This window comes from Pseudomonas sp. RIT409, assembly GCF_003052515.2.
GTDB lineage: Bacteria > Pseudomonadota > Gammaproteobacteria > Pseudomonadales > Pseudomonadaceae > Aquipseudomonas.
Genome location: NZ_QARE02000004.1, coordinates 20,857 through 39,519 on the forward strand (window position 1 = coordinate 20,857; position 18,663 = coordinate 39,519).

Annotated in this window: 17 protein-coding genes; 6 read left to right on the forward strand and 11 right to left on the reverse strand. The window is 61.0% G+C overall.

Translation table 11 applies throughout. The features are described from left to right. Position 1 precedes the first annotated feature (1 nt). Both DBP26_RS06445 and DBP26_RS06450 read left to right on the forward strand, forming a co-directional pair. Entirely contained in the window at positions 2–1,414 is a 1,413-nt protein-coding gene (locus tag DBP26_RS06445; protein ID WP_108237067.1) for an undecaprenyl-phosphate glucose phosphotransferase, read from the forward strand. A gap of 178 nt (positions 1,415–1,592) precedes the next feature. Further along, positions 1,593–2,675, forward strand: a complete 1,083-nt coding sequence (locus DBP26_RS06450; RefSeq protein ID WP_108237068.1) for a polysaccharide biosynthesis/export family protein — start codon at positions 1,593–1,595, stop codon at positions 2,673–2,675. Between the two features lie 204 nt (positions 2,676–2,879). Here the strand turns inward: DBP26_RS06450 and DBP26_RS06455 are convergent, their stop codons facing one another. The 7 genes from DBP26_RS06455 to DBP26_RS06485 form a co-directional block, all read right to left on the reverse strand. Then, complete coding sequence (locus tag DBP26_RS06455) at positions 2,880–3,515, reverse strand: ABATE domain-containing protein (RefSeq protein WP_108237069.1); 636 nt, start codon at positions 3,513–3,515, stop codon at positions 2,880–2,882. Positions 3,516–3,625: 110 nt separating this feature from the next. Then, positions 3,626–4,237, reverse strand: a complete 612-nt coding sequence (gene cysC / locus DBP26_RS06460; protein WP_108237070.1) for an adenylyl-sulfate kinase — start codon at positions 4,235–4,237, stop codon at positions 3,626–3,628. Positions 4,238–4,260: 23 nt separating this feature from the next. After that, complete coding sequence (locus DBP26_RS06465) at positions 4,261–5,046, reverse strand: class I SAM-dependent methyltransferase (protein ID WP_108237071.1); 786 nt, start codon at positions 5,044–5,046, stop codon at positions 4,261–4,263. Then, positions 5,006–6,193, reverse strand: coding sequence for a hypothetical protein (locus tag DBP26_RS06470; protein ID WP_256601681.1), 1,188 nt, complete (start codon positions 6,191–6,193; stop codon positions 5,006–5,008). Before DBP26_RS06470 ends, DBP26_RS06465 begins: the two co-directional genes overlap by 41 nt. A gap of 40 nt (positions 6,194–6,233) precedes the next feature. Continuing rightward, the gene (locus tag DBP26_RS06475) at positions 6,234–6,959 is read right to left on the reverse strand and encodes an SDR family oxidoreductase (protein ID WP_108237072.1); all 726 of its coding nucleotides are present in this window, start codon (positions 6,957–6,959) and stop codon (positions 6,234–6,236) included. Continuing rightward, positions 6,956–7,693 carry a sulfotransferase family protein gene (locus DBP26_RS06480; RefSeq protein ID WP_108237073.1) on the reverse strand — a complete coding sequence of 246 codons (738 nt, stop codon included), beginning with the start codon at positions 7,691–7,693 and terminating at the stop codon, positions 6,956–6,958. Before DBP26_RS06480 ends, DBP26_RS06475 begins: the two co-directional genes overlap by 4 nt. After that, positions 7,690–8,916: a transaldolase family protein gene (locus tag DBP26_RS06485; RefSeq protein WP_158541439.1), complete on the reverse strand. Its 1,227-nt coding sequence runs from the start codon at positions 8,914–8,916 to the stop codon at positions 7,690–7,692. Before DBP26_RS06485 ends, DBP26_RS06480 begins: the two co-directional genes overlap by 4 nt. A 554-nt stretch (positions 8,917–9,470) precedes the next feature. On the opposite strand from DBP26_RS06485, the gene DBP26_RS06495 reads away from it, so the two are divergent. Continuing rightward, the gene (locus DBP26_RS06495; protein ID WP_177411020.1) at positions 9,471–10,013 is read left to right on the forward strand and encodes a cytochrome b; all 543 of its coding nucleotides are present in this window, start codon (positions 9,471–9,473) and stop codon (positions 10,011–10,013) included. Between the two features lie 186 nt (positions 10,014–10,199). Here the strand turns inward: DBP26_RS06495 and DBP26_RS06500 are convergent, their stop codons facing one another. Together DBP26_RS06500 and DBP26_RS06505 are read right to left on the reverse strand one after the other, a co-directional pair. Further along, the gene (locus DBP26_RS06500; protein ID WP_108237077.1) at positions 10,200–11,390 is read right to left on the reverse strand and encodes an HlyD family secretion protein; all 1,191 of its coding nucleotides are present in this window, start codon (positions 11,388–11,390) and stop codon (positions 10,200–10,202) included. Then, the gene (locus DBP26_RS06505; protein ID WP_108237078.1) at positions 11,387–13,066 is read right to left on the reverse strand and encodes an MFS transporter; all 1,680 of its coding nucleotides are present in this window, start codon (positions 13,064–13,066) and stop codon (positions 11,387–11,389) included. The genes DBP26_RS06500 and DBP26_RS06505 overlap by 4 nt, the downstream gene beginning before the upstream one ends. Before the next feature lie 268 nt (positions 13,067–13,334). Between DBP26_RS06505 and DBP26_RS06510 the strand changes: the two genes are divergently transcribed. Both DBP26_RS06510 and egtB read left to right on the forward strand, forming a co-directional pair. Next, a complete protein-coding gene (locus DBP26_RS06510) occupies positions 13,335–13,691 on the forward strand; it encodes a DUF427 domain-containing protein (protein ID WP_108237079.1) in 357 nt (118 codons plus the stop codon). A 49-nt stretch (positions 13,692–13,740) separates the two neighbouring features. After that, the gene (gene egtB, locus DBP26_RS06515; protein ID WP_108237080.1) at positions 13,741–15,885 is read left to right on the forward strand and encodes an ergothioneine biosynthesis protein EgtB; all 2,145 of its coding nucleotides are present in this window, start codon (positions 13,741–13,743) and stop codon (positions 15,883–15,885) included. 19 nt (positions 15,886–15,904) lie between these two features. Here the strand turns inward: egtB and DBP26_RS06520 are convergent, their stop codons facing one another. Beyond that, positions 15,905–16,621 (reverse strand): CTP synthase, encoded by a 717-nt coding sequence (locus DBP26_RS06520; RefSeq protein ID WP_108237081.1) that lies wholly within the window; start codon positions 16,619–16,621, stop codon positions 15,905–15,907. 62 nt (positions 16,622–16,683) lie between these two features. Between DBP26_RS06520 and DBP26_RS06525 the strand changes: the two genes are divergently transcribed. Next, positions 16,684–17,592, forward strand: coding sequence for a LysR family transcriptional regulator (locus DBP26_RS06525; RefSeq protein WP_108237305.1), 909 nt, complete (start codon positions 16,684–16,686; stop codon positions 17,590–17,592). Between the two features lie 90 nt (positions 17,593–17,682). On the opposite strand, the gene DBP26_RS06530 is transcribed toward DBP26_RS06525, so the two are convergent. Continuing rightward, positions 17,683–18,591, reverse strand: a complete 909-nt coding sequence (locus tag DBP26_RS06530; RefSeq protein ID WP_108237082.1) for a helix-turn-helix domain-containing protein — start codon at positions 18,589–18,591, stop codon at positions 17,683–17,685. Positions 18,592–18,663: the final 72 nt, after the last annotated feature.

Sequence of the window (18,663 nt, forward strand, 5' to 3'; positions counted from 1 at the left end):
CATGCGTACACCTCTTCGCGGCATCTTGCATGCTCATCAATCGTCATTGTCGGTTGCCCACCGTCTGCTGGATCTGGCGGTGATCGTCATCGGCGGCTACGGCGTGAACGCCCTTGCCGGGTTGCCGATGAGCACCGAAGCCTGGATGCAGATCCTGCTCGCCGCCGTGGCGTTTCACTGGCTCGCCGAATACCACCAACTGTACGGCTCGTGGCGGGGCGAACGGATCCTGCGCGAGTTGCTGAAAGTCGCGAACTACTGGGGCCTGGCCTTCGTCCTGCTGATGTTCGTCGACTACCTGCTGCTGCAGCCTGCCGACTTGGCCAACAACAGCCAGATGGCCTGGTTCGCCACCGTGCTGGTCGCGCTGTGCGGCTACCGCCTGGCGATTCGCAGCGTGCTGCACACCCTGCGCAGCCGGGGTTTCAACACCCGTCGCGTCGCCATCGTGGGCACAGGCCATTGTGGCGAGCGCCTGGCGATGTCGATCGAAAGCGCGCCGTGGATGGGCCTGAACCTGCTGGGCTTTTATGACGAACAGCCTGAGCAGATGGACCTGGCGCGCATCGGGCGGCGCATTCCGGTGTTGGGTGATTTGGAGGCCCTGATCGAAGACGCCCGAGAGGGCAAGATCGACAAGGTTTACATCACCCTGACCCTGGGCGCACAGGCTCGGCTCCAAGACCTGATCAAGGGCCTGAGCGACACCACGGCCTCGGTGTATGTGATCCCGGATGTGTTCATGTTCGAGTTGTTGCATGCCCGCAGCGAAAGCATCAACGGCTTGCCGAGCATCAGCATTTTCGACTCGCCCATGGACGGCGCCTGGAGCGTGGTCAAGCGCATCGAAGACATTGTCTTGTCCAGCGTGATCCTGACCATGATCGCACTGCCGCTGATGGTGATCGCAGTGGCGATCAAGCTGACCTCGCCCGGCCCGGTGCTGTTTCGCCAGCGTCGCTATGGGCTGGACGGCCGGCCGATCATGGTCTGGAAATTCCGCAGCATGAGCGTTCAGGAAAATGGGGACGTGGTGAAACAGGCCACCCGCAACGACAGCCGCATCACGCCGCTGGGCGCGTTTTTGCGGCGGACCTCGCTGGACGAGTTGCCGCAGTTCTTCAACGTGCTGCGCGGTGAGATGTCCATCGTCGGCCCGCGCCCCCATGCCGTGGCGCACAACGAGCAGTACCGCAAACAGGTGTCGGGCTACATGCTGCGTCACAAGGTCAAGCCGGGTATCACTGGCTGGGCGCAGATCAACGGCTGGCGTGGCGAAACCGACACGCTGGACAAGATGCAGAAACGCGTGGAATTCGACCTGCAGTACATCGAGCACTGGTCGGTCTGGCTGGACATGAAAATCATCCTGCTGACGCTCTTCAAAGGGTTCGTCAACAAAAACGCCTTCTAGGGCTGCCGGAAACACAATCTGTCAACACAACAAAAACAACGGAGCCGCGCAGCTGCGCACGGCGGGAGGTGCATGGGGGTATGAGCGACAGTAATCCGATGTTCGGTGTGGGTAAGGGATGCAACGAAATCACTGCGGTGCCAGTACGCACCTTTTAGGATTAAGAAGGAACACTCAAATGAAAGTAACGTTCGCGGTAGTGCTGCTTTCCAGTCTGGTTCTGCAAGGCTGCGCATTCGCCCCAGGTCAGTACATGTCTCTCAGCGATGTCACCGAGAAGGATCCGGACGGTCCGGCGGTCACGCTGGTCAACATCACGCCCACGACTCTGGCCCAGCAGCAGAAGGCGGCCGCAGCGGCCGCCAAGCCCTTGCCGCCCGAGTTGCTGACGTACAAGACGCCTGAGTATGTGGTAGGCCCAGGCGACACACTGTTGGTCACCGTGTTCGAGCACCCGGAACTGACGGCTCCCGGCTCCCAGGAACAACTGGACGCCAACAGCCGTGAAGTGCTGAACGACGGCACGGTCTTCTTCCCGTACGTCGGTCGCATTCAGGCGGCGGGCAAGACGGTTTCGCAAATCCGCGAGCAACTGCGCATGGGCTTGCTGCCGCAGTACACCGAGGTCAAGGTCGACGTCAAGGTGCTGCGCTACAACAGTCAGCGGGTGCTGTTGTCCGGTGCGTTCAAGACCCCTGGCCCACAGCCGATCACCAACATTCCGTTGAGCCTGGTTCAGGCCATCAGCCAGGCAGGGCTTGATCTGACCGATGCCAACCTTGCGGGGCTGACCCTGCGGCGAGACGGAAAGGATTATGTGATCGACGTCGATTCGCTCAACCGCAAGGACTCGCAGCTGAGCAAGATCTTCCTCAAGGACGGCGACTACCTGCACCTGAACAGCAACTCGAAGAACAAGATCTATGTGCTGGGCGAGGTTCAGCGCCCACAGGTGATCTCGTTCAGCACCACCAGTGTGACCCTGCTCGAGGCCCTGGGGACATCCGGTGGCCTGAGCCCTGACGCAGCCGACGGGGAAGCGGTGTATGTGATTCGTGCGCAGGACGCGACCCACTCAGCCACCGTTTATCACCTCAATGCCAAGAAACCGACCAGTTATGCGCTGGCCAAGGGTTTCGAGCTGGCGGCGCAAGACGTGGTGTTCGTCGGCCCGGCCAACATCACGCGGTGGAGCCGTTACGTGAGTCAATTGCTGGGCTCGAACAACATCGTGCAGACGGGTGCCATGTTCCGCAATTGAGCGCGGCCACTGGCGCGCAGTACATCTGAGGCAGACGCAAAATCCTCGCAGTCTTCGGCTGCGGGGATTTTTTTTGCGTGCCGATTGCGCGGTCATCGGACGCAGATTGCCAGACCATTCGGCGCGTTCGGTTGCAGCGGGGGCGATCGCCTATCACGGACGAGGGCAACGGACAGGTTTGACCGTGAGTCAGACAACGCACATTCAAGCGTGACCCGCAGCTCGCTTTGCCTTCTCCTTGGCACCACAGACATTCATCTGGCACCATCGTCGACGGCCGTTTTTCGAAGTGTCCAGAAAGAGCCAATCACAATCCGGTGTGGCGCATGCCTTCAATCGCAGAAGATCATCGGACGTCAGCAATGCCGCCGCCTGCACCGCCAGCCTCCCGATGAACCCTTGGGCCAGGGCCTCGAGCGAATCCATGGGATGCCAGCGCCAAACGACCCCCTCAGCTGTCGGCACCAGGCTGCGTTGGCCGGCCGAGCTGGCCAGCACCGCGTTCAATGTGTCCAGCGCGGAGTGATCCACCGATTGCCCAAGCGCCACAGGCAGCAGTAGGCGGTACAACGACTCTCGAAAGTCGATCAACTGCCTGAACACTGGCAGCGCCTGCCAGGACGCCGCCCGCACCTGCTGAACGAGTTGTTCATGCTCCTGATGGTCAATCAGCCCCGCGTGAAAAAACCAGTGCACGACGTCTTCGAGGCTGGACAGCTTATCGACCACTTCCGGCAATGAGGTCCCTGGTCGCCGGCCGTCGCAGGTGTTCAGAAAATCGAGTACACCCAGGCCTCCCACCAGGCGGATGGCGTTGATCTTCAATTGACCGATGGACATCGCTCGCCCTCCAGTGCTGACCGATCGAGCAATGATGACAGAGACGCGCCACCGCGAGCGTATTTCTGACGACTGAATCGTCGATCGGAACAGCACGCAAGCTCAGCGCCCTAAGTGGCCCCCGCCTGCCGTAACCAGACGTCGATCTTTTCGACCGCCTCCGCCACCGGGACGCGATCGTTGTGGATATGAAGTTCCGGACACACCGGCGGCTCATAAATCGAATCAACACCGGTAAACGCCGGAATTTCGCCCCGTCGGGCCCGCCGATAGAGCCCTTTCGGGTCACGGGCTTCAGCCACGGCCAGAGGCACATCGACGAACACTTCAACGAAACGTTCGTTCCCGACGATCGAGCGGGCATGGTGGCGAGCAGCGCGGGTCGGTGAAATCAACGCCACCACCACCGTCATCCCCGTATCGGCCATCAGTGCAGCCACTTCCGCGACGCGTCGGACGTTCTCGTCCCGGTCGTGCGGGGAAAACCCCAGATCACGGCACAACCCGCCTCGCACCGAATCGCCGTCCAGGACACAGCTTCTCAGCCCGCGTCCGCGAAGCCGTGCAATCAAGCCGTCGGCAATCGTCGACTTGCCGGCCGCCGACAGCCCCGTCAGCCAGATCACCCGTGCGGATGGATCAGGCACCTGAGCATGGGCATGAGTGAAATCGTAGGCGAACACGGTGCCCGAAGCCGCTGAAAGACAGCTTTGTGTGTTCATGACATCTCTTCCTTGAATCCGGCTCACGCAGGCGTGGCCTGATGGATGATGAAATCGGCGCGCAGGGGGTCGTACACGGAGGCGAAGTCCCCCCAACTGCCGGTCACCGAAAACCCTGCCGCTGCCAACTCCTGGCGCAACTGGCTGGGCAGGATGGGAAACACACGAAGGCGATAACAGGCACCGTCGGCAAAGGTGTACACGAACTCGCACAGTGAAGGGTTCAATTCGCCCAGGCTCACGCTGACGCCCTTGCCGCAGTAGTAATAGCGACCGGAGGACGAGAAGTGTCCGGCCAGGATGGCTTGAAAATTACGCTGATCGATCAGCAGCGTGCCGCCCGGTTTGAGCAACTGCCGGAACTGACGCAAGACGTCGATACGTTCGCCGCCGTCGAAGAGGTGACAGAACGAGCTGCCCAGGCACAGCACCGCATCGAAGGTCCCCAACAACCGGGGATCGAGTTCGCGCCAGTCGTAGCAATGCAGGGGAATATTCAGGCCCCGGCATTTGAAGTTGGCGTCGGCGCATCGGACCATTGTCGGGCTGCCGTCACACGCCACGACGTCGAAACCGGCAGCACAGAGTTGAGCGGCATGGAAACCGCTCCCTGTCGACGCATCGAACACACGGCACGCGCCATCGCGCAAAAGCCGCTCGATGAAAAATGCCCCTTCGCCCTGCGCCCGCTTGTTCCAGTCAATCAGTTCGTCCCATCGCTTGACGAAATCCTCGTGATATTGCCGGGCGTAATCCTGATCCAGCCCATCAGCCACAGCGACGGGCAGACGAACGCTCTTCGTTTCCATGATGACTCACTCCCTGTTGGCGAGCCCGGCCGGCAAAAAGATGATATTTGCGGCCCAGTTCTGCCGCACACGCCGCCGCATCCTGAACCTTCATGTCAGGCATGAAATAACCGAGCAACTCTTCCATGACGTTCATCTGCTCACGACCGAAGACAACCGTGCCATCGGCGAGGATGGCCTGGATACCATCCTGACGCTGGCCGGCTTCGTTGATGGAAATGGCTTCCTCACGGCGCAGGCCGTAGGGCAAACCGAGCAGGATTTGCCCCATGCCGACCTTCACCGGATAACCGCCCGGCAAACCGTGGGGGCCTGGCGCATGCACGTGGACTTCTTGTTCGGAAAACAGATTCTCGATCACCGACACTGCCGACATGGCCGTCAGGTACTGCCCATCGACACCGCCGAGCCGCCGGAACCGATCGGCGACGAGGGCGAACACCTCATGCGGATCGAATTCTTCACTGCGCTCACGTCCGTCTATCCAGCAGCAGAGATTGAAGTTGGCCGCTGACGGCAACCCCCGCCGGGGCACCGCGTGGCTGAAAAAATGCTGGCCCACCAGTTTCACGTACACCCGCGTCGGTTCACAGCGGGCCAGGCGAGCAATGGCGCTGCGGGTGGCGGGCACCAGATTGGCAATGTTGCCGACCCCGACATCCGGCGCCATTCCCACTTTGTAAAGCACCGGGTTGACCGCATCAGGAAAGGCCGCGTTGACCACCAACGCTTTGGGACAGGCCTGTTTGACCGAACGCATCAGGGCGTAGGCCGGGGCCAGGTGCATGGGTAACCAAGGCCCCAGTTGCGCCTGATCGAGCGCCTCGAATGTCGCCTTGGGCAACTGCGTAATGATGCGCCAGGATTGCAGGGAGGCGCAGTTGACGATGATGTCGGGCTTGATGCGCGCCAAGGTCTGAGCGTTGCGATCGATCCAACCTTCCACCAGGTCCATTTCCCAACACTCGATGTGCGCCGACACGTCGAGCTGCAACGCGCCCAGGCGCACCAGGTTACCCAGACGCGTAACCTGCTCGAGGTTGCGACTGGCAAGGTGGAACTCGAATTGATTGCGTGGCAGCAGTATTTGCAGAATCTGCAGGCACAGATTCCCACCGCCGACGATAAGCAGCTTCTTGCGTTGCATGACAGTTCTCCCTGTCGCCTCTGTCCTGCTCAACCCCGGGTTAGCGGGGGTAAGCACCATTGTCCACGGGTATGACTTTTCCAGTCAGGTGCCGACTCTGGTCAGAAAGCAAGAACATGATCACGTCGGCTACGCCTTCGGGCTTGAGCGGGTCTTCGATGATTTCCTGTCGTTGGTATTCTTCACAACGGTGCGGGGGGATCCGATGGTAAATGGACGTGTTGCGCACCAATGCGGGCGACACGGCGTTGACCCGCACGCGCGGCGCGAAATTCCAGGCGTTGGCCTTCGTCAGCCCGATCACCCCGGCCTTGGTGGCGCCGTAGAGCGCGTCCATGCTGCCCACCTCCCCCGCCACCGACGTGATGTTGATAATGCTGCGCGTATGCAGGGCCTGCGACTCATGCAGGGCGAAATCTTTCGACAGGTACACCAGCGACTTGAGGTTCACCGTCCAGATTTCCTCGATCTCCTGATCGTCGTAGTCATACACGCTTTTGCCGTGATACAGGCCGGCGTTGTTGACCAACCCGTGCAGCGTACTGTGGTGTTTGTAAAGGTTACCGATGAAGTGGCGGTAGACCTCCGCACGCGAAAAATCCACCAGATGGGTTTCCAGGCGATTGGGCGCGGCAACGTCCTGCAAGGCCCGTAGCCCATGCCGATCCTTGTCGGCGGCAATCACGAAATACCCGGCCTCGATGCAGGCGAGGGTCGTTGCCCTGCCGATGCCGTTTGCAGCACCGGTAATCACGATTTTTCTCATGGGTGGCCCTGCTGCACGAATTGATTCATGCGCTCGTAGAAGGGGCGATGGACTTGGTAATAGGCCATCAGATGAGGGTGGGCGGTCAGCAGGTCGTCATCGAGCCGCTCGGCGCCCGCCCTGATATGCGTGCTCTGCTCGGCTTCCTTGTGCCAGCGGCGCCAGGCTTTCCACTGATCGGGGCAAGCGATCTCCCAGCGCATCGCGTGGGGCAGAAACTCCAACTGCAAGTGATCGCACAGCTTGCGTACCGTCTCATCGGGGCGTCTTGCCAGATCGTCTCCATCGATGACATAGGGAATTTTCCCGGTCAGCTTGGTGACGCGACAGAAGATCTCGTACAGCGCCTGATGGCCCACGGCATGCAAGGACATCTCGGCGAATACCTGAAAATGCGAAACGATGGCCCGAGCCGGCTCTCGGATAATGAACACATGCTGGTGTTCCAGTAGGAACTGCCCATCGGCTTTCAACTCGTCCAGGCAGTGGTAACACATGTCCTTGTGAAATACGTTTCGCCTCTGCCTCGCGCTGCGCAGCAGTTCGCGAACGCCCTCATAGGTGGTGGGCAAGCCGCAGTCGAGATCGTCATGGGGGATCGCCGACTGTTCGTTGAACGCCACGTGGGCGAAGGGTTCGTGGAAGACTTCAAAATCACCGCGCTCGATGAACACGCGCTCCAGCACGGTCGAACGCGAGCGGGGATGAGCCCAGAGGGCGATCATGCGATTCATGACGCGCGCTCCAACGGCCGTTGGACGCTCGCAGGGCAAACGCTTTCCACCGCTCGGCTCGCCCTGACGAACGCCACCAGCCGTTCATGACCCTGACGCGCGTTGGCTGCTGCCGTGATGAACGCAGGATGCTGCCTGAATCGGGCTGGCGGCAGATCACCCTCGAAATACGCCTGATTGAAATACGGAAGGGCGATGAGCCTGTTCATCACTCGCCTGGGCACCTGCACCCATTCCGTCGCCGGCGTGACGGCACGGTCGAGCTGGTAACGCCGGATGAGGAATTCGATGATTTCAGGAGTCAAGGTGTACAGCGTGGTGTCCGCCCCGGTGCGCTGCAAATGCCAACAATGCTCTCGCCCTCGCCGATCGGTATCCACCTTCAGGCTGCACAGCAACACGCGTGCGGGGGTTTGCCAGCGCCGCATCAACGCCTGAATGGCCTGGTAAATCGCCAACTCCGCCCAGCGTCTGTCAACCGGCGTCAGACGCAGGCGACGGTGACGTGCCTGACGCTCGAATTCGGCTTCGGCACCCAGCCGCCCTATCATGAAACTGATGACGTACCGTGCGCGCCGGGTGTCGACGCCGTCCACCTCAGCGCGCAAGCGTCCCGCATGAATCGCCTTGAGGCAGGCGGCCGCCTGGGACACGGTGAAACACAGCGTGTTGTTGATCGAGCAGCCTTTGGCGACCAAAGCCTCGATCGCTCGATAACCCTCCTCGCTTCCAGGTACCTTGACCATGATATTGGGCGCAAGCCTGGCCAGTTGCAGACCTCGGGCGACGAGTGCAGAAACATCCAGACGATCCCCTCCCTCCACTTGTGCCGACAACCAGCCTTGCCCGCCGTTGGAGCGCTGCCACAAGGGCTGCAGCACTTGCGCGCCGTCGATGATCACTTGGTCATAGAGCGCGCGGCTCACTTGAGCTTCGTCGTTATAGGGGCCACCGGGGTGGGCTTGGATGAAATGCCGCCAGACGTCGGGGGTCCGCAAGACCTCCTGACTCACCAGGCCAGGATTGGTCGTGGCTCCACTCAGGCCCCACGGGCTCAAACGGAAGTGAGAGGGCATCAAGCAATCGATGTATTCAAGGGCCGTCGGGTATTTGAGTTTCATCCGGGTCTTGAATGCTTCACAGGCAACCGGCGAAGCATCCCACCACACTTCGGACTCTGGATTTTTCTGTTTAAGCAGGCGAGCGAATTCGGGGACGTCCATGACACGAGTCCTTTGCCAACTGTCCATCGGGAGAAGTAAGAGATGACCTTCGAACCGAGCAAACGGCCAGCTTTTTCAAGCTGTTGAACAGCGGCTAATGAGCATCCGGAAGTAAAGATGGATCCATACGGATTACCTGTCAAACGCGTTTTGATGGAATATTAATCACTAAAGATTATTTATGATTAACTTCTTATAACTATATATTCGATTCGATGCAGTTTTCTCCTGCCTCTCCGGGTACGTGAATTCGAATGAAGGGCGCTGCCGGAAACATCACCCATTAATGATCTGTTTTCCTGCACGCTTTCATCCGTGCAATCAGCCGTTATCGATTTAATCAGTTGGAATATCCCACCGGATGAATGGCTTTCGCATGATCAGCACCGTTACAAAGGGCGAATTGCAGCGGCTGCGACGGGACCCATGGCGTCTCCTCCGTGCGACACGTAAATTGGTAGAGGGCTCGAGTCACCGTCTCCGTGCGGTGATCGAGTTCATCATGCACCGCCCTGCCGGGGGTGGGCCCATCGAAAAAGAACAGGAGCGTGACCGTGAGTACACCCTTGAATAGCGAACGTTTCAGCTACCGAGCCCGCTGGCTGCACTGGGTGATGGCCGTGTTGATCGTATTGGCGTATGCCCTGATTCTGAGCCGGAGCCAGTTCGCCCGTGGCAGTGATATCCGGACTTTCGTGGTGCAAAGTCACTTTTGGGTGGGACTGGTGGTGTTGGTGATGGCGTTCTATCGCGTCGCGGAACGGCGCCGACATTCGCCTCCGGCCATCACGCCACCGCTCGAAGGCGCGCTGCGTCTGGCCGCAACCCTTTCGCACTACGCGCTGTATGCCTTCCTGTTCGCGCAGCCCCTGCTGGGGTTGTTCACGGTCCTTCTGGAGCGCGGCGCCCTGCCTGTACCCCTGACGTCCCTGAGCATTCCGGCCCCGTTCGCCATCGCCAAGGAAACCGCCGAAAACCTGGAGCACTACCACGTATTGCTGGGCACCATTTTCTACTACGTCATCGGGTTGCATGTGGTGGCGGCGGTCTGGCACCACTTCGTGCGCCGGGACAACACCGTCAAACGCATGGTTTGACCCGGACGGAAGAACACCTTTGCAAGATGCAGCGCAGGTCCACGCAGTACCCTGGACAAGATCAGTTCGCTGCTGACCAACCCGGCCAGAGACCTGCAAACGATTCTGCCGGGGCGGCCGCTGCGAGTGACCTGCAGTAGGCGCGGCGCGCGGGAGTGATGGGGCATCAGAGATAAAACGCCCCCATCAATGCGCCGTATCGACAGTGCCATCCACCGGATCGGGTGGCACGGGGCCGTCCTGGCTGGTGTCGATGCTGACCACCACAGACATCCCCGGGCGCAACCGATCGACGCCCTCTTGATCGTCGTCCACCGTGATGCGCACCGGAATGCGCTGGGCGATCTTGACGAAGTTGCCGGTGGCATTGTCGGCAGGCAGCAGACTGAATTCAGAGCCAGCGGCCGGGGAAATACGCTGGACGCGACCGCGCATCTTGCGGTTGTCCAGCGCATCGACCGTGAAGCTTACCGGCTGCCCGAGACGCACATTGGCCATCTGGGTTTCTTTCATATTGGCGATGATCCAGCGCGGACGCGGCACCAAGGCCATGAGTTGCGCCCCTGAGTTGACGTAGGCCCCCAGCCGGGTGCCAATCTGCCCCAACTGACCGTCACGGGGTGCGACGATGCGCGTGTTACTCAGGTCAATGCGTGCCAGCTCGATGGCCGCTTCGGCGTTCTTCACCGACGCTTCCAGCGAACCCCGATTGACGATCACCGTCTGCAGGTCCTGCCGGGCGATTTCCAGCGTGGCCCGCGCCTCAGCCAAGGCAGCCCTGGCCTGGGCATCGGCGGCTCGAGTCACGTCCAACTCGCTCTTGGACACCGAGCCATCGGTGACCAAGGCCGAACTGCGGCGCAGGTCCGCCGCCGCTTTCTCACTCTGAGCCTGCGCGCTGACAACCGCTGCCTGACGCTGCACGATGGTGGCTTCGGCGCTGCGACGCTGCTGCAGGTTGTTCGCCAGTGCAGCTTTCTGAATGCCCAATTGAGCCAGCCCCTGGTCCAGGTGCTGTTGGTAGATGCGATCGTCGATACGCACCAGCAGGTCGCCGGCTTTCACCCACTGGAAATCCTGCACGGGCACTTCGAATACGTAGCCACTCAGTTGCGGCCCGATGAACGTGGTCTGCCCCCTCACCTGCGCGTTTTCAGTGCTCTCGATGGGGCTGCTGAACGGTGGGAGTTGCCAGGCGTACAACACGATCAGCACGCCTGCCAGGGCGATGCTGCCGAAGATGATCGAGGACACCAGCCGGATGCGCCCCGAGCGCGGTTGACTGGTGGCCGGCATCACCGCCGGTGCGGGCGCGTTGGCTTGCGGGGCGGATGGGTTGCCGGGGACATCGGCAGAAGGTTTACCGGGTTCAGTCATGAAGGTTGAGCGCCAGAAGGTTGAACGGAAGAGGTTGCCGGGGAAGTAGGAGTGAAAGGCGCGACAGGCTCGGTGGTGATCCACAGCCATGTCGCGCGGCTGGTAATCCAGATCGCCGTAACGATCGCGATCAGGGCGATCAACATGAACACATCGTTATACGCCAGCGTATTGGCCTCTCGGGTGGCGGCAGTGGCCAACGCGCGGATCCCCTGGTTCGTTCGTGCCGACGGGTCGGCGATCGTGGAGAGGTAAGAACCTGCGGAACTCTGCAAGCGACTCTGCACCTGGGGGTCGAGCAACGTCACATGCTCGACGATGTGGGCCGAGTGGAACTTCTCGCGCCAGACTTGAAAAGTGCCCAGCAGTGCAGAGCCGATCAAGCTACCGACGTTCTGGGAGATTCCGAACATCACTGAAAAGCTGACCATGTTCCGCGGGTTGCTGATCACGCCGCTGATGCCCAGCACCAGTGTCGGCCCAAGGAAAAACGTGCCGCCGAATGCCAGCAGGAACTGGCTGAAATACATCTGCGGGCCTCGGGTGATGCTGGTCGAGAAACTGTCCATCATCGAACCGACCGCCATCAGCAACAACGAGATGATCAGAGGTTTGAACAGGTGCTGCGGGTTGATCGTCAGGGCGCTGACGGCCAGCCCCGCGACGCTGCCGAGCAACATGAACAGATACAAGGTGTGCAGTTGCTCGGACCCTTGGTTCAGCCCTTGCAGGAAGCCCACCGCCCCGGTCGACTGTTCGGACAGCACGATACGGGTCAGGAGCACGCCGAGGGCAAACCGGATCATCCGCCCGCTGCCCAGCCAGCGCGTGATCAACAAGGGCCGGGTTCGGTTATGTTCGATACACAGCCCTGCCAGGATCGACGCGATGGAGTACGCCAGGGCCAAACCGATCCACGGTTCCTCCAGCCACCATTCGATGCGTCCCAGGGACAAAGCTGCGCACAAGGCAGCGAAGCCCGATGCGAGCAAGGCGAAGGTCAGAAAGTCGAGCTTTTCGAAGGCCCGGAAGCGATCGCCCGGCGGCAACTTGAGGATCAGTACGCAGCCCAGCGACAACAGGCACATGCCCAATTCGAACAGATACAGCCCCCGCCATTCGGCGATCTGCAGCAGGTCTTCCGACACCAGCCGCGCCAGTGGAGTCGCTAACTGCGCAGTCCCCAACCCCAATACCAGGGCCTTCATCCGCCACTTTTGCGGGAAGGCCTGAATCATGTAGTACAGCCCCAGCGAGCTGAGCGCAGCCCCCACCATGCCGTGGGCCGCTCGCACGGCAACGGCCGATTCGATGTCATTGACGAACAGATGGGCGAAGGTCACCAGCGCGTAGAGCACCAGAAAACCCTCGGTAAACGCTCGCAAACCGAATTGCTGACGAAACTTCACCAACAGCAGGTTGATCGACACGTTGGTCATCACATAAGCCGCGGGTAACCAGGCGATTTCAGCCTGTGTGGCGCGCAGCGCCCCTTGCAGATATTGGAGGTTCGCAACGACCAGCGCGTTACCCAACCCGCCGGTCAAGGCCACGATCACGCCAACAATCGCGAACGCCAAGCGTTTGGGGGTCGGGTGCAAGGGTGTGGAGGGCGAGCCGGGAATCGTCGGCCGCTCATGGGGTGCCCAGTCATGGGGTGTGTATTTGTCGTTCATCGAGCGAACCTGAAGAATGCGAGGCTAGGACCATGACCGCGCCGATATTACTCATCGAATGCGCACAGGGGTAACGCGTCAGGCGCAATGACACAGAGACTGCGGGGATTCTAGTTAACCCAGGGGCAGATTGCCCATCGTCGGCTGATGTTCCGCTGGTAGGCTCGGAAGTGAACCTGGTGATCGAATTGCGATCATCTATATTCAATCCTTCTCGGTGCCCGCGCGTGCGTGGACGCCTTCGCCCGGATCAACAGGCGCCCTCTTCATGAAAATTCCAGGTCCCGATCACCCCATTTCCATCTCCCCGCTCAATGGCCAGGTCACCGTTCGGTTCAAGGACGTTGAGGTGGCGCACAGCGCTAACGCGCTGGAACTAAAGGAGGCCAGTTATCCACCGGTGATCTACGTGCCCCGCTCGGATATTTCGATTGAACATTTCCTTAGAACCGAACATCGAACCCATTGCCCTTACAAAGGCGATGCCTCTTATTTCAGCCTGGTGGCCAACGACGAATCCGCAGAAAACGCGGTATGGACCTATGAACACGCCTACCCGTCGGTCAAGGCCATCGAGGGCTATGTAGCGTTTTACCCGGACAAGGTGACGCTGGACGTGCACTGATCCCTGCCCCGCTCGAAGCGCTTTGGCTACACGAATCCGGAGAGAACCGATGCGTCATTCACGCCAGCTACGCGCCACCCCCGCCACGGAGCCGCTGTGCAAGCGCTATCAGAGCGTTCGTCACCACACCGAGCAATTGGCCGCGCCGCTCAGTGCGGAAGACATGGTGGTGCAGTCGATGCCCGATGCCAGCCCCGCCAAGTGGCACCTGGCGCACACCACCTGGTTCTTCGAAACCTTTCTGCTGCTGCCGAACCTGCCAGGCTATAAGGTGTTCGATCCGGCTTTCGGCTACCTCTTCAACTCCTATTACGAGGCCGTAGGGCCGCGTCACCCGCGTCCCCAACGTGGGCTGATGACTCGCCCGGGTGTCGATGAAGTCAAAGCGTATCGCCGTCATATCGACGAGCACATGGCGACCTTGCTGATGAGCGGCCTGTCAGACGAGGCGGTGAGCCTGATCGAGCTGGGCCTGGCCCATGAACAGCAGCATCAGGAGTTGCTGTTGATGGATATCCTGCACCTGTTCAGTCTGTCATCGCTCAAGCCGACCTACAGCCCTGACTGGCCCAAAGACGCGGGCGGCCGACGCGGCCAATTCAAACCGTTGAGCGGTGGGTTGACCCAGATCGGCCACAGCGGGTCGTCGTTCGCGTTCGACAATGAGGGGCCGCGCCACACCACGTACCTGCAGCCCTTCGAGATCAGCGACCGGCTGGTGACCAACGGTGAATGGCTGAGCTTCATCGCCGACGGCGGCTATCACACCGCGGCACTCTGGTTGTCCGAGGGCTGGACGTTGATCCAGGAGCTTGGCTGGAACGCACCGTTGTACTGGCAGCACGACGATACCGGCTGGAAACGCATGAGCCTTCGAGGCCTCGAAGACATTGACCCGGCAGGCCCGGTTACGCACATCAGTTACTACGAAGCCGCGGCGTTCGCCACCTGGGCTGACGCACGCCTGCCCACTGAAGCCGAGTGGGAAGCCGCCGCCCGGGCAGGCCTGCTGGAACAGGTCGACGACGTCGCATGGCAGTGGACGCAGAGCGCCTACAGCGCGTATCCCGGCTTCAAGCCGTCTGCCGGTGCGGTGGGCGAATACAACGGCAAATTCATGGTGAATCAGATGGTGCTGCGCGGTGGCGCGAGCGTGACCTCCCCCGATCACTGCCGCCTGACATACCGCAATTTCTTCCCGACCGACAAACGCTGGATGGTGGCCGGGGTGCGCCTGGCCCGAGACAGTCGCCAACCGGGTGTCGTCAATCCCCATGACAGCGAATTTGCGCGGGACGTGGTTGGCGGGCTGTCCGCCGAACACAAATCCCTCTCGCCCAAATACTTCTATGACGCGGCAGGGTCCGAGCTGTTCGAAGCGATCTGCAAGACAGCCGAGTACTACCCCACCCGTGCCGAGACGGGGCTGCTCACGCGCATCGTCGGTGAAATTGCCAGTACGATCCCCGATGGCGCCGCATTGGTGGAATTCGGCAGTGGCGCCAGCGATAAGACCCGATTGCTGCTTGATGCTGCCCCGCACATCGCCGTCTATGTGCCGATCGACATCAGCGCGACCGCCTTGAACAAGGCAGCGAAGACCCTGCGCCAGCAATACCCGTCATTGGAGGTGGCTCCGCAGGTCGACGATTTCACCCGGGTGGTGACCCTGCCCGAGGCCGCCAACGGCCACACCCGCGTCGGTTTTTTCCCCGGCTCGACCATTGGCAACTTCAGCCATGAGGAGGCCGTAGCATTTCTGCGCTCGGCCCATGAGGTGCTGGGTGAACAGGCGCATTTCGTCGTCGGCGTGGACATGGTGAAGGACCCGCAGACACTGGTCGCAGCCTATGACGATGCTGAAGGCGTCACGGCCCGCTTCAACAAAAACCTGTTGGCGCGCATCAACCGCGAACTGGGCGCTGATTTCAACCTCGATGCGTTCGAACATGAGGCGGTCTGGAACCCTATTCAGGCGCGCATGGAAATGCACTTGGTGAGCCAGTCCGAACAGGTGGTGAAAGTCGCCGGCCATCGCTTCCATTTTGCCGCCGGTGAGCGGTTGCATACCGAGAACTCACACAAGTTCACGGTCGAGTCATTCACCGATCTGGCAGCGAAGGCCGGGTGGACAGTGGAGCAGCACTGGATCAGCGATGCTCCACAGATGGCGCTGTTCAGTCTGCGCGCGTAGGGCCCATGCCCTCCGATGTTCAGGCCCTGAGAGGCTGCGCCCCGCAGGCCAATACGAAGGCTCTGACGAGGGGTGGGGTAATCCCTTCCAGCGCAGCGCGCTCGGGCTGGAACAGGGTCGCGACGAAAAACGGGTGGTCGCTCAATTCCACCGCCCGGATCTCCTCGTCCTGATCGTAGCCGGAGACTTTCAACGCTCCCGCGAAAATCTGGGCTTCCAGATCTTTGCGCAGTCCGTAGCGGCAGCGGTAGCGCTCATGGATAGACTCGCAGCCATAGGCCTGGGCGATGCGCGAGTGCTCCACCAGACGAATGGGTGCAAACGCCTCCACGAGCGAGCAACTGAGCGGCGTAATGATCGCCCGATCGGAATCCGGAGCAGTCTCCGCGTGCTCGGCGTCGCTCCAGCCCAGACAATGGCGGGCGTACTCGAGCAGCGCGTGTTGAAAGCCCCCGCAGGTCCCCAGAAAAGGCAGCTGCTCTTCGCGCGCGAAACGAATGGCGGTCAAGGCGCCGTGCATGTCACGGTAGGGGCTTGCCGGAACGCACCAGATCCCGTCGAACGCCGCCAACCCGTTGCCCTCCCCCACGTCCGGGGTCGGTATCCAGCGAAATTCGACAGGTATGCCGACCTCTTCGCCGACACGCTCCAGCGCGACGGGAATCGCCTGGTGAGCGGCCACGTTTACGTCGTAATCGCCGATTAGCGCAATGCGGACAGCTTGCTTTTGCTTCATCCTTGCTCCTTGAGTGCCAAACACTTTGCGTGGGGTCTGGCGGCGACTATAAGCTTGCCGCCATGCAAGCAGAATGGGCGCTCAAGCAAGTGATCAATGCATCCATGCATTACCAAATCAACCAGGCCGATCTGGCGTTGATCCTCGCATTAGTCCGAGGCAAGAGCCTTGCCAAGGCCGCGGAACTGCTCAAAGTGGACGTCTCGACGGTGTTCCGCTCGGTCCGACGGCTGGAAGCAGCGGTGGGCACGGCCCTGTTCGAAAAAAGCCGCTCGGGCTATCAGCCAACCAGCACCGCACTGCTGCTGGCACAACACGCAGAACACGCAGAGCAGGCGCTGGACCTGGCCCGGATCAGCCTCGAACAGGGCCGACAGATCGTCAGCGGCACCGTCCGTCTGACCTGCACCGAGGCCGTGCTGCAAAACCTGTTGTTGCCCGCACTGACGCGATTCATGCCCGACTATCCCGGCCTGAAGCTGGAACTCAATACCTCCAGCACCTTCGCCAACCTCAGCCGCCGCGATGCGGATATTGCATTGCGCTTGACCAACACGCCGCCCGAGCACTTAGTGGGCACCCGCTTGCGGACCGTGACCTATCACGTCTGCGCCAGTGCCTTGTACCTGCGTCGCAGTGGGCAGGTCGAACTCCCGGCCATGGATTGGATCGCCCCGGATGACTTTCTTCCCGATCACCCCACCGTGGCCTGGCGTCGACAGCAGTTGCCCGGCGTCAACCTGGCGTATCGCTGCAGTTCGATGCTCTCGGTGGCGGAGTTGGTCAAGGCGGGAATGGGCGTGGCGGCGCTGCCAGACTTCATGCTGCAGGCGGGTGCCATGCAGCGGATCGGCGAGCCACTAGACGGTTATGACACCGGACTATGGCTGCTGACGCGCCCCGATTGCCGGGCGCTGCGCTCGGTTTCAGCATTGTTCAGCGAATTGACCCGCGCGATTGAAAGGGCGTGAAGCTGATGCGCCGATAGCGGCCAAGTGCTTGGCCCCGCATCGAGGATGCTAACCCGCCAACGTCCAGTCACCCGGCTGCTTGAGCGGCCGCTAGAGGGCCTCCCGCTGCTCCCGTCGGAACTGCCCCGGCGGCATCCCATGCGCTTTGCGAAAGCGGCGGGAAAAGTACGCTTCATCGGCAAACCCGCAGATTTCAGCGACGTGGCTCAGCGGTTTGCTGCCGTTGACCAGATGGGTCCGCGCCATGCGCATGCGACGTTCCAGCACCAGTTCGGAAAAACTGCTGCCGGTTTCCTTGCGCAACAGGTGGGTGAGGTAGTTGGGCGAGAGAAAGGCCGCGGCCGCCGCGTCAGTCAGGGTCATCCCCGGATCGGCTATGTGTTCGCGAATGTAGCCCATGACCCGCCCCATCGCGTCCCGCCGCCCTTGACGTTCAGCTTTGCTCGCCGCAAGCGCCCGCAATTGAGGCTCGAACAGGTTGCAGACCTTGCCGATCAATTGCAGCAGATAGCCTCGAAGCATCGACGCCGAGCCCAATTGCCGGGTCCGATCAGCCACGCGCATCTGGCTGAGCAGTGTCGCCACCTCTGCAAAACTGGCATCGTCCAGGGTGAAATCCACATGCTCCTGAAAGCGAAACGGCGCCAACTCCGGCGCATCGCTCAGCGCCACGTCTTCCAGGTCCATGGGGTCGCAGTGCAGGTTTGGCAGAAGAAACGCTTGAGAAAAGTTGATCAGCACGAAATTCCCGTCTTCCGGATGGGGAATCACATGCAGGCGATGCGGCAAGATGAAAGCGAGCGTGTTGCGGGGGAATGGCCGAACCGCACCGCCAATGTGCTGCACCGTATCGCCACCGAGGTTGACTTGGATCTGGAAGTATTCATGGCGATGGGGCGACGTCAGGGCCGGGCGCGCGGCCTTGTCACGGATGTAGAAATCCATGCGGTCGCTGCGCTGCTGCATGCCATAGGTCTGGACGCGAGGGGCGGTCGCCATCGGTGGAAGCCTGAAAAGGCTCAAAGCTACAGCGCATGGGCGGTAACCGGCAAGCGGGACGCGGTGCAACGA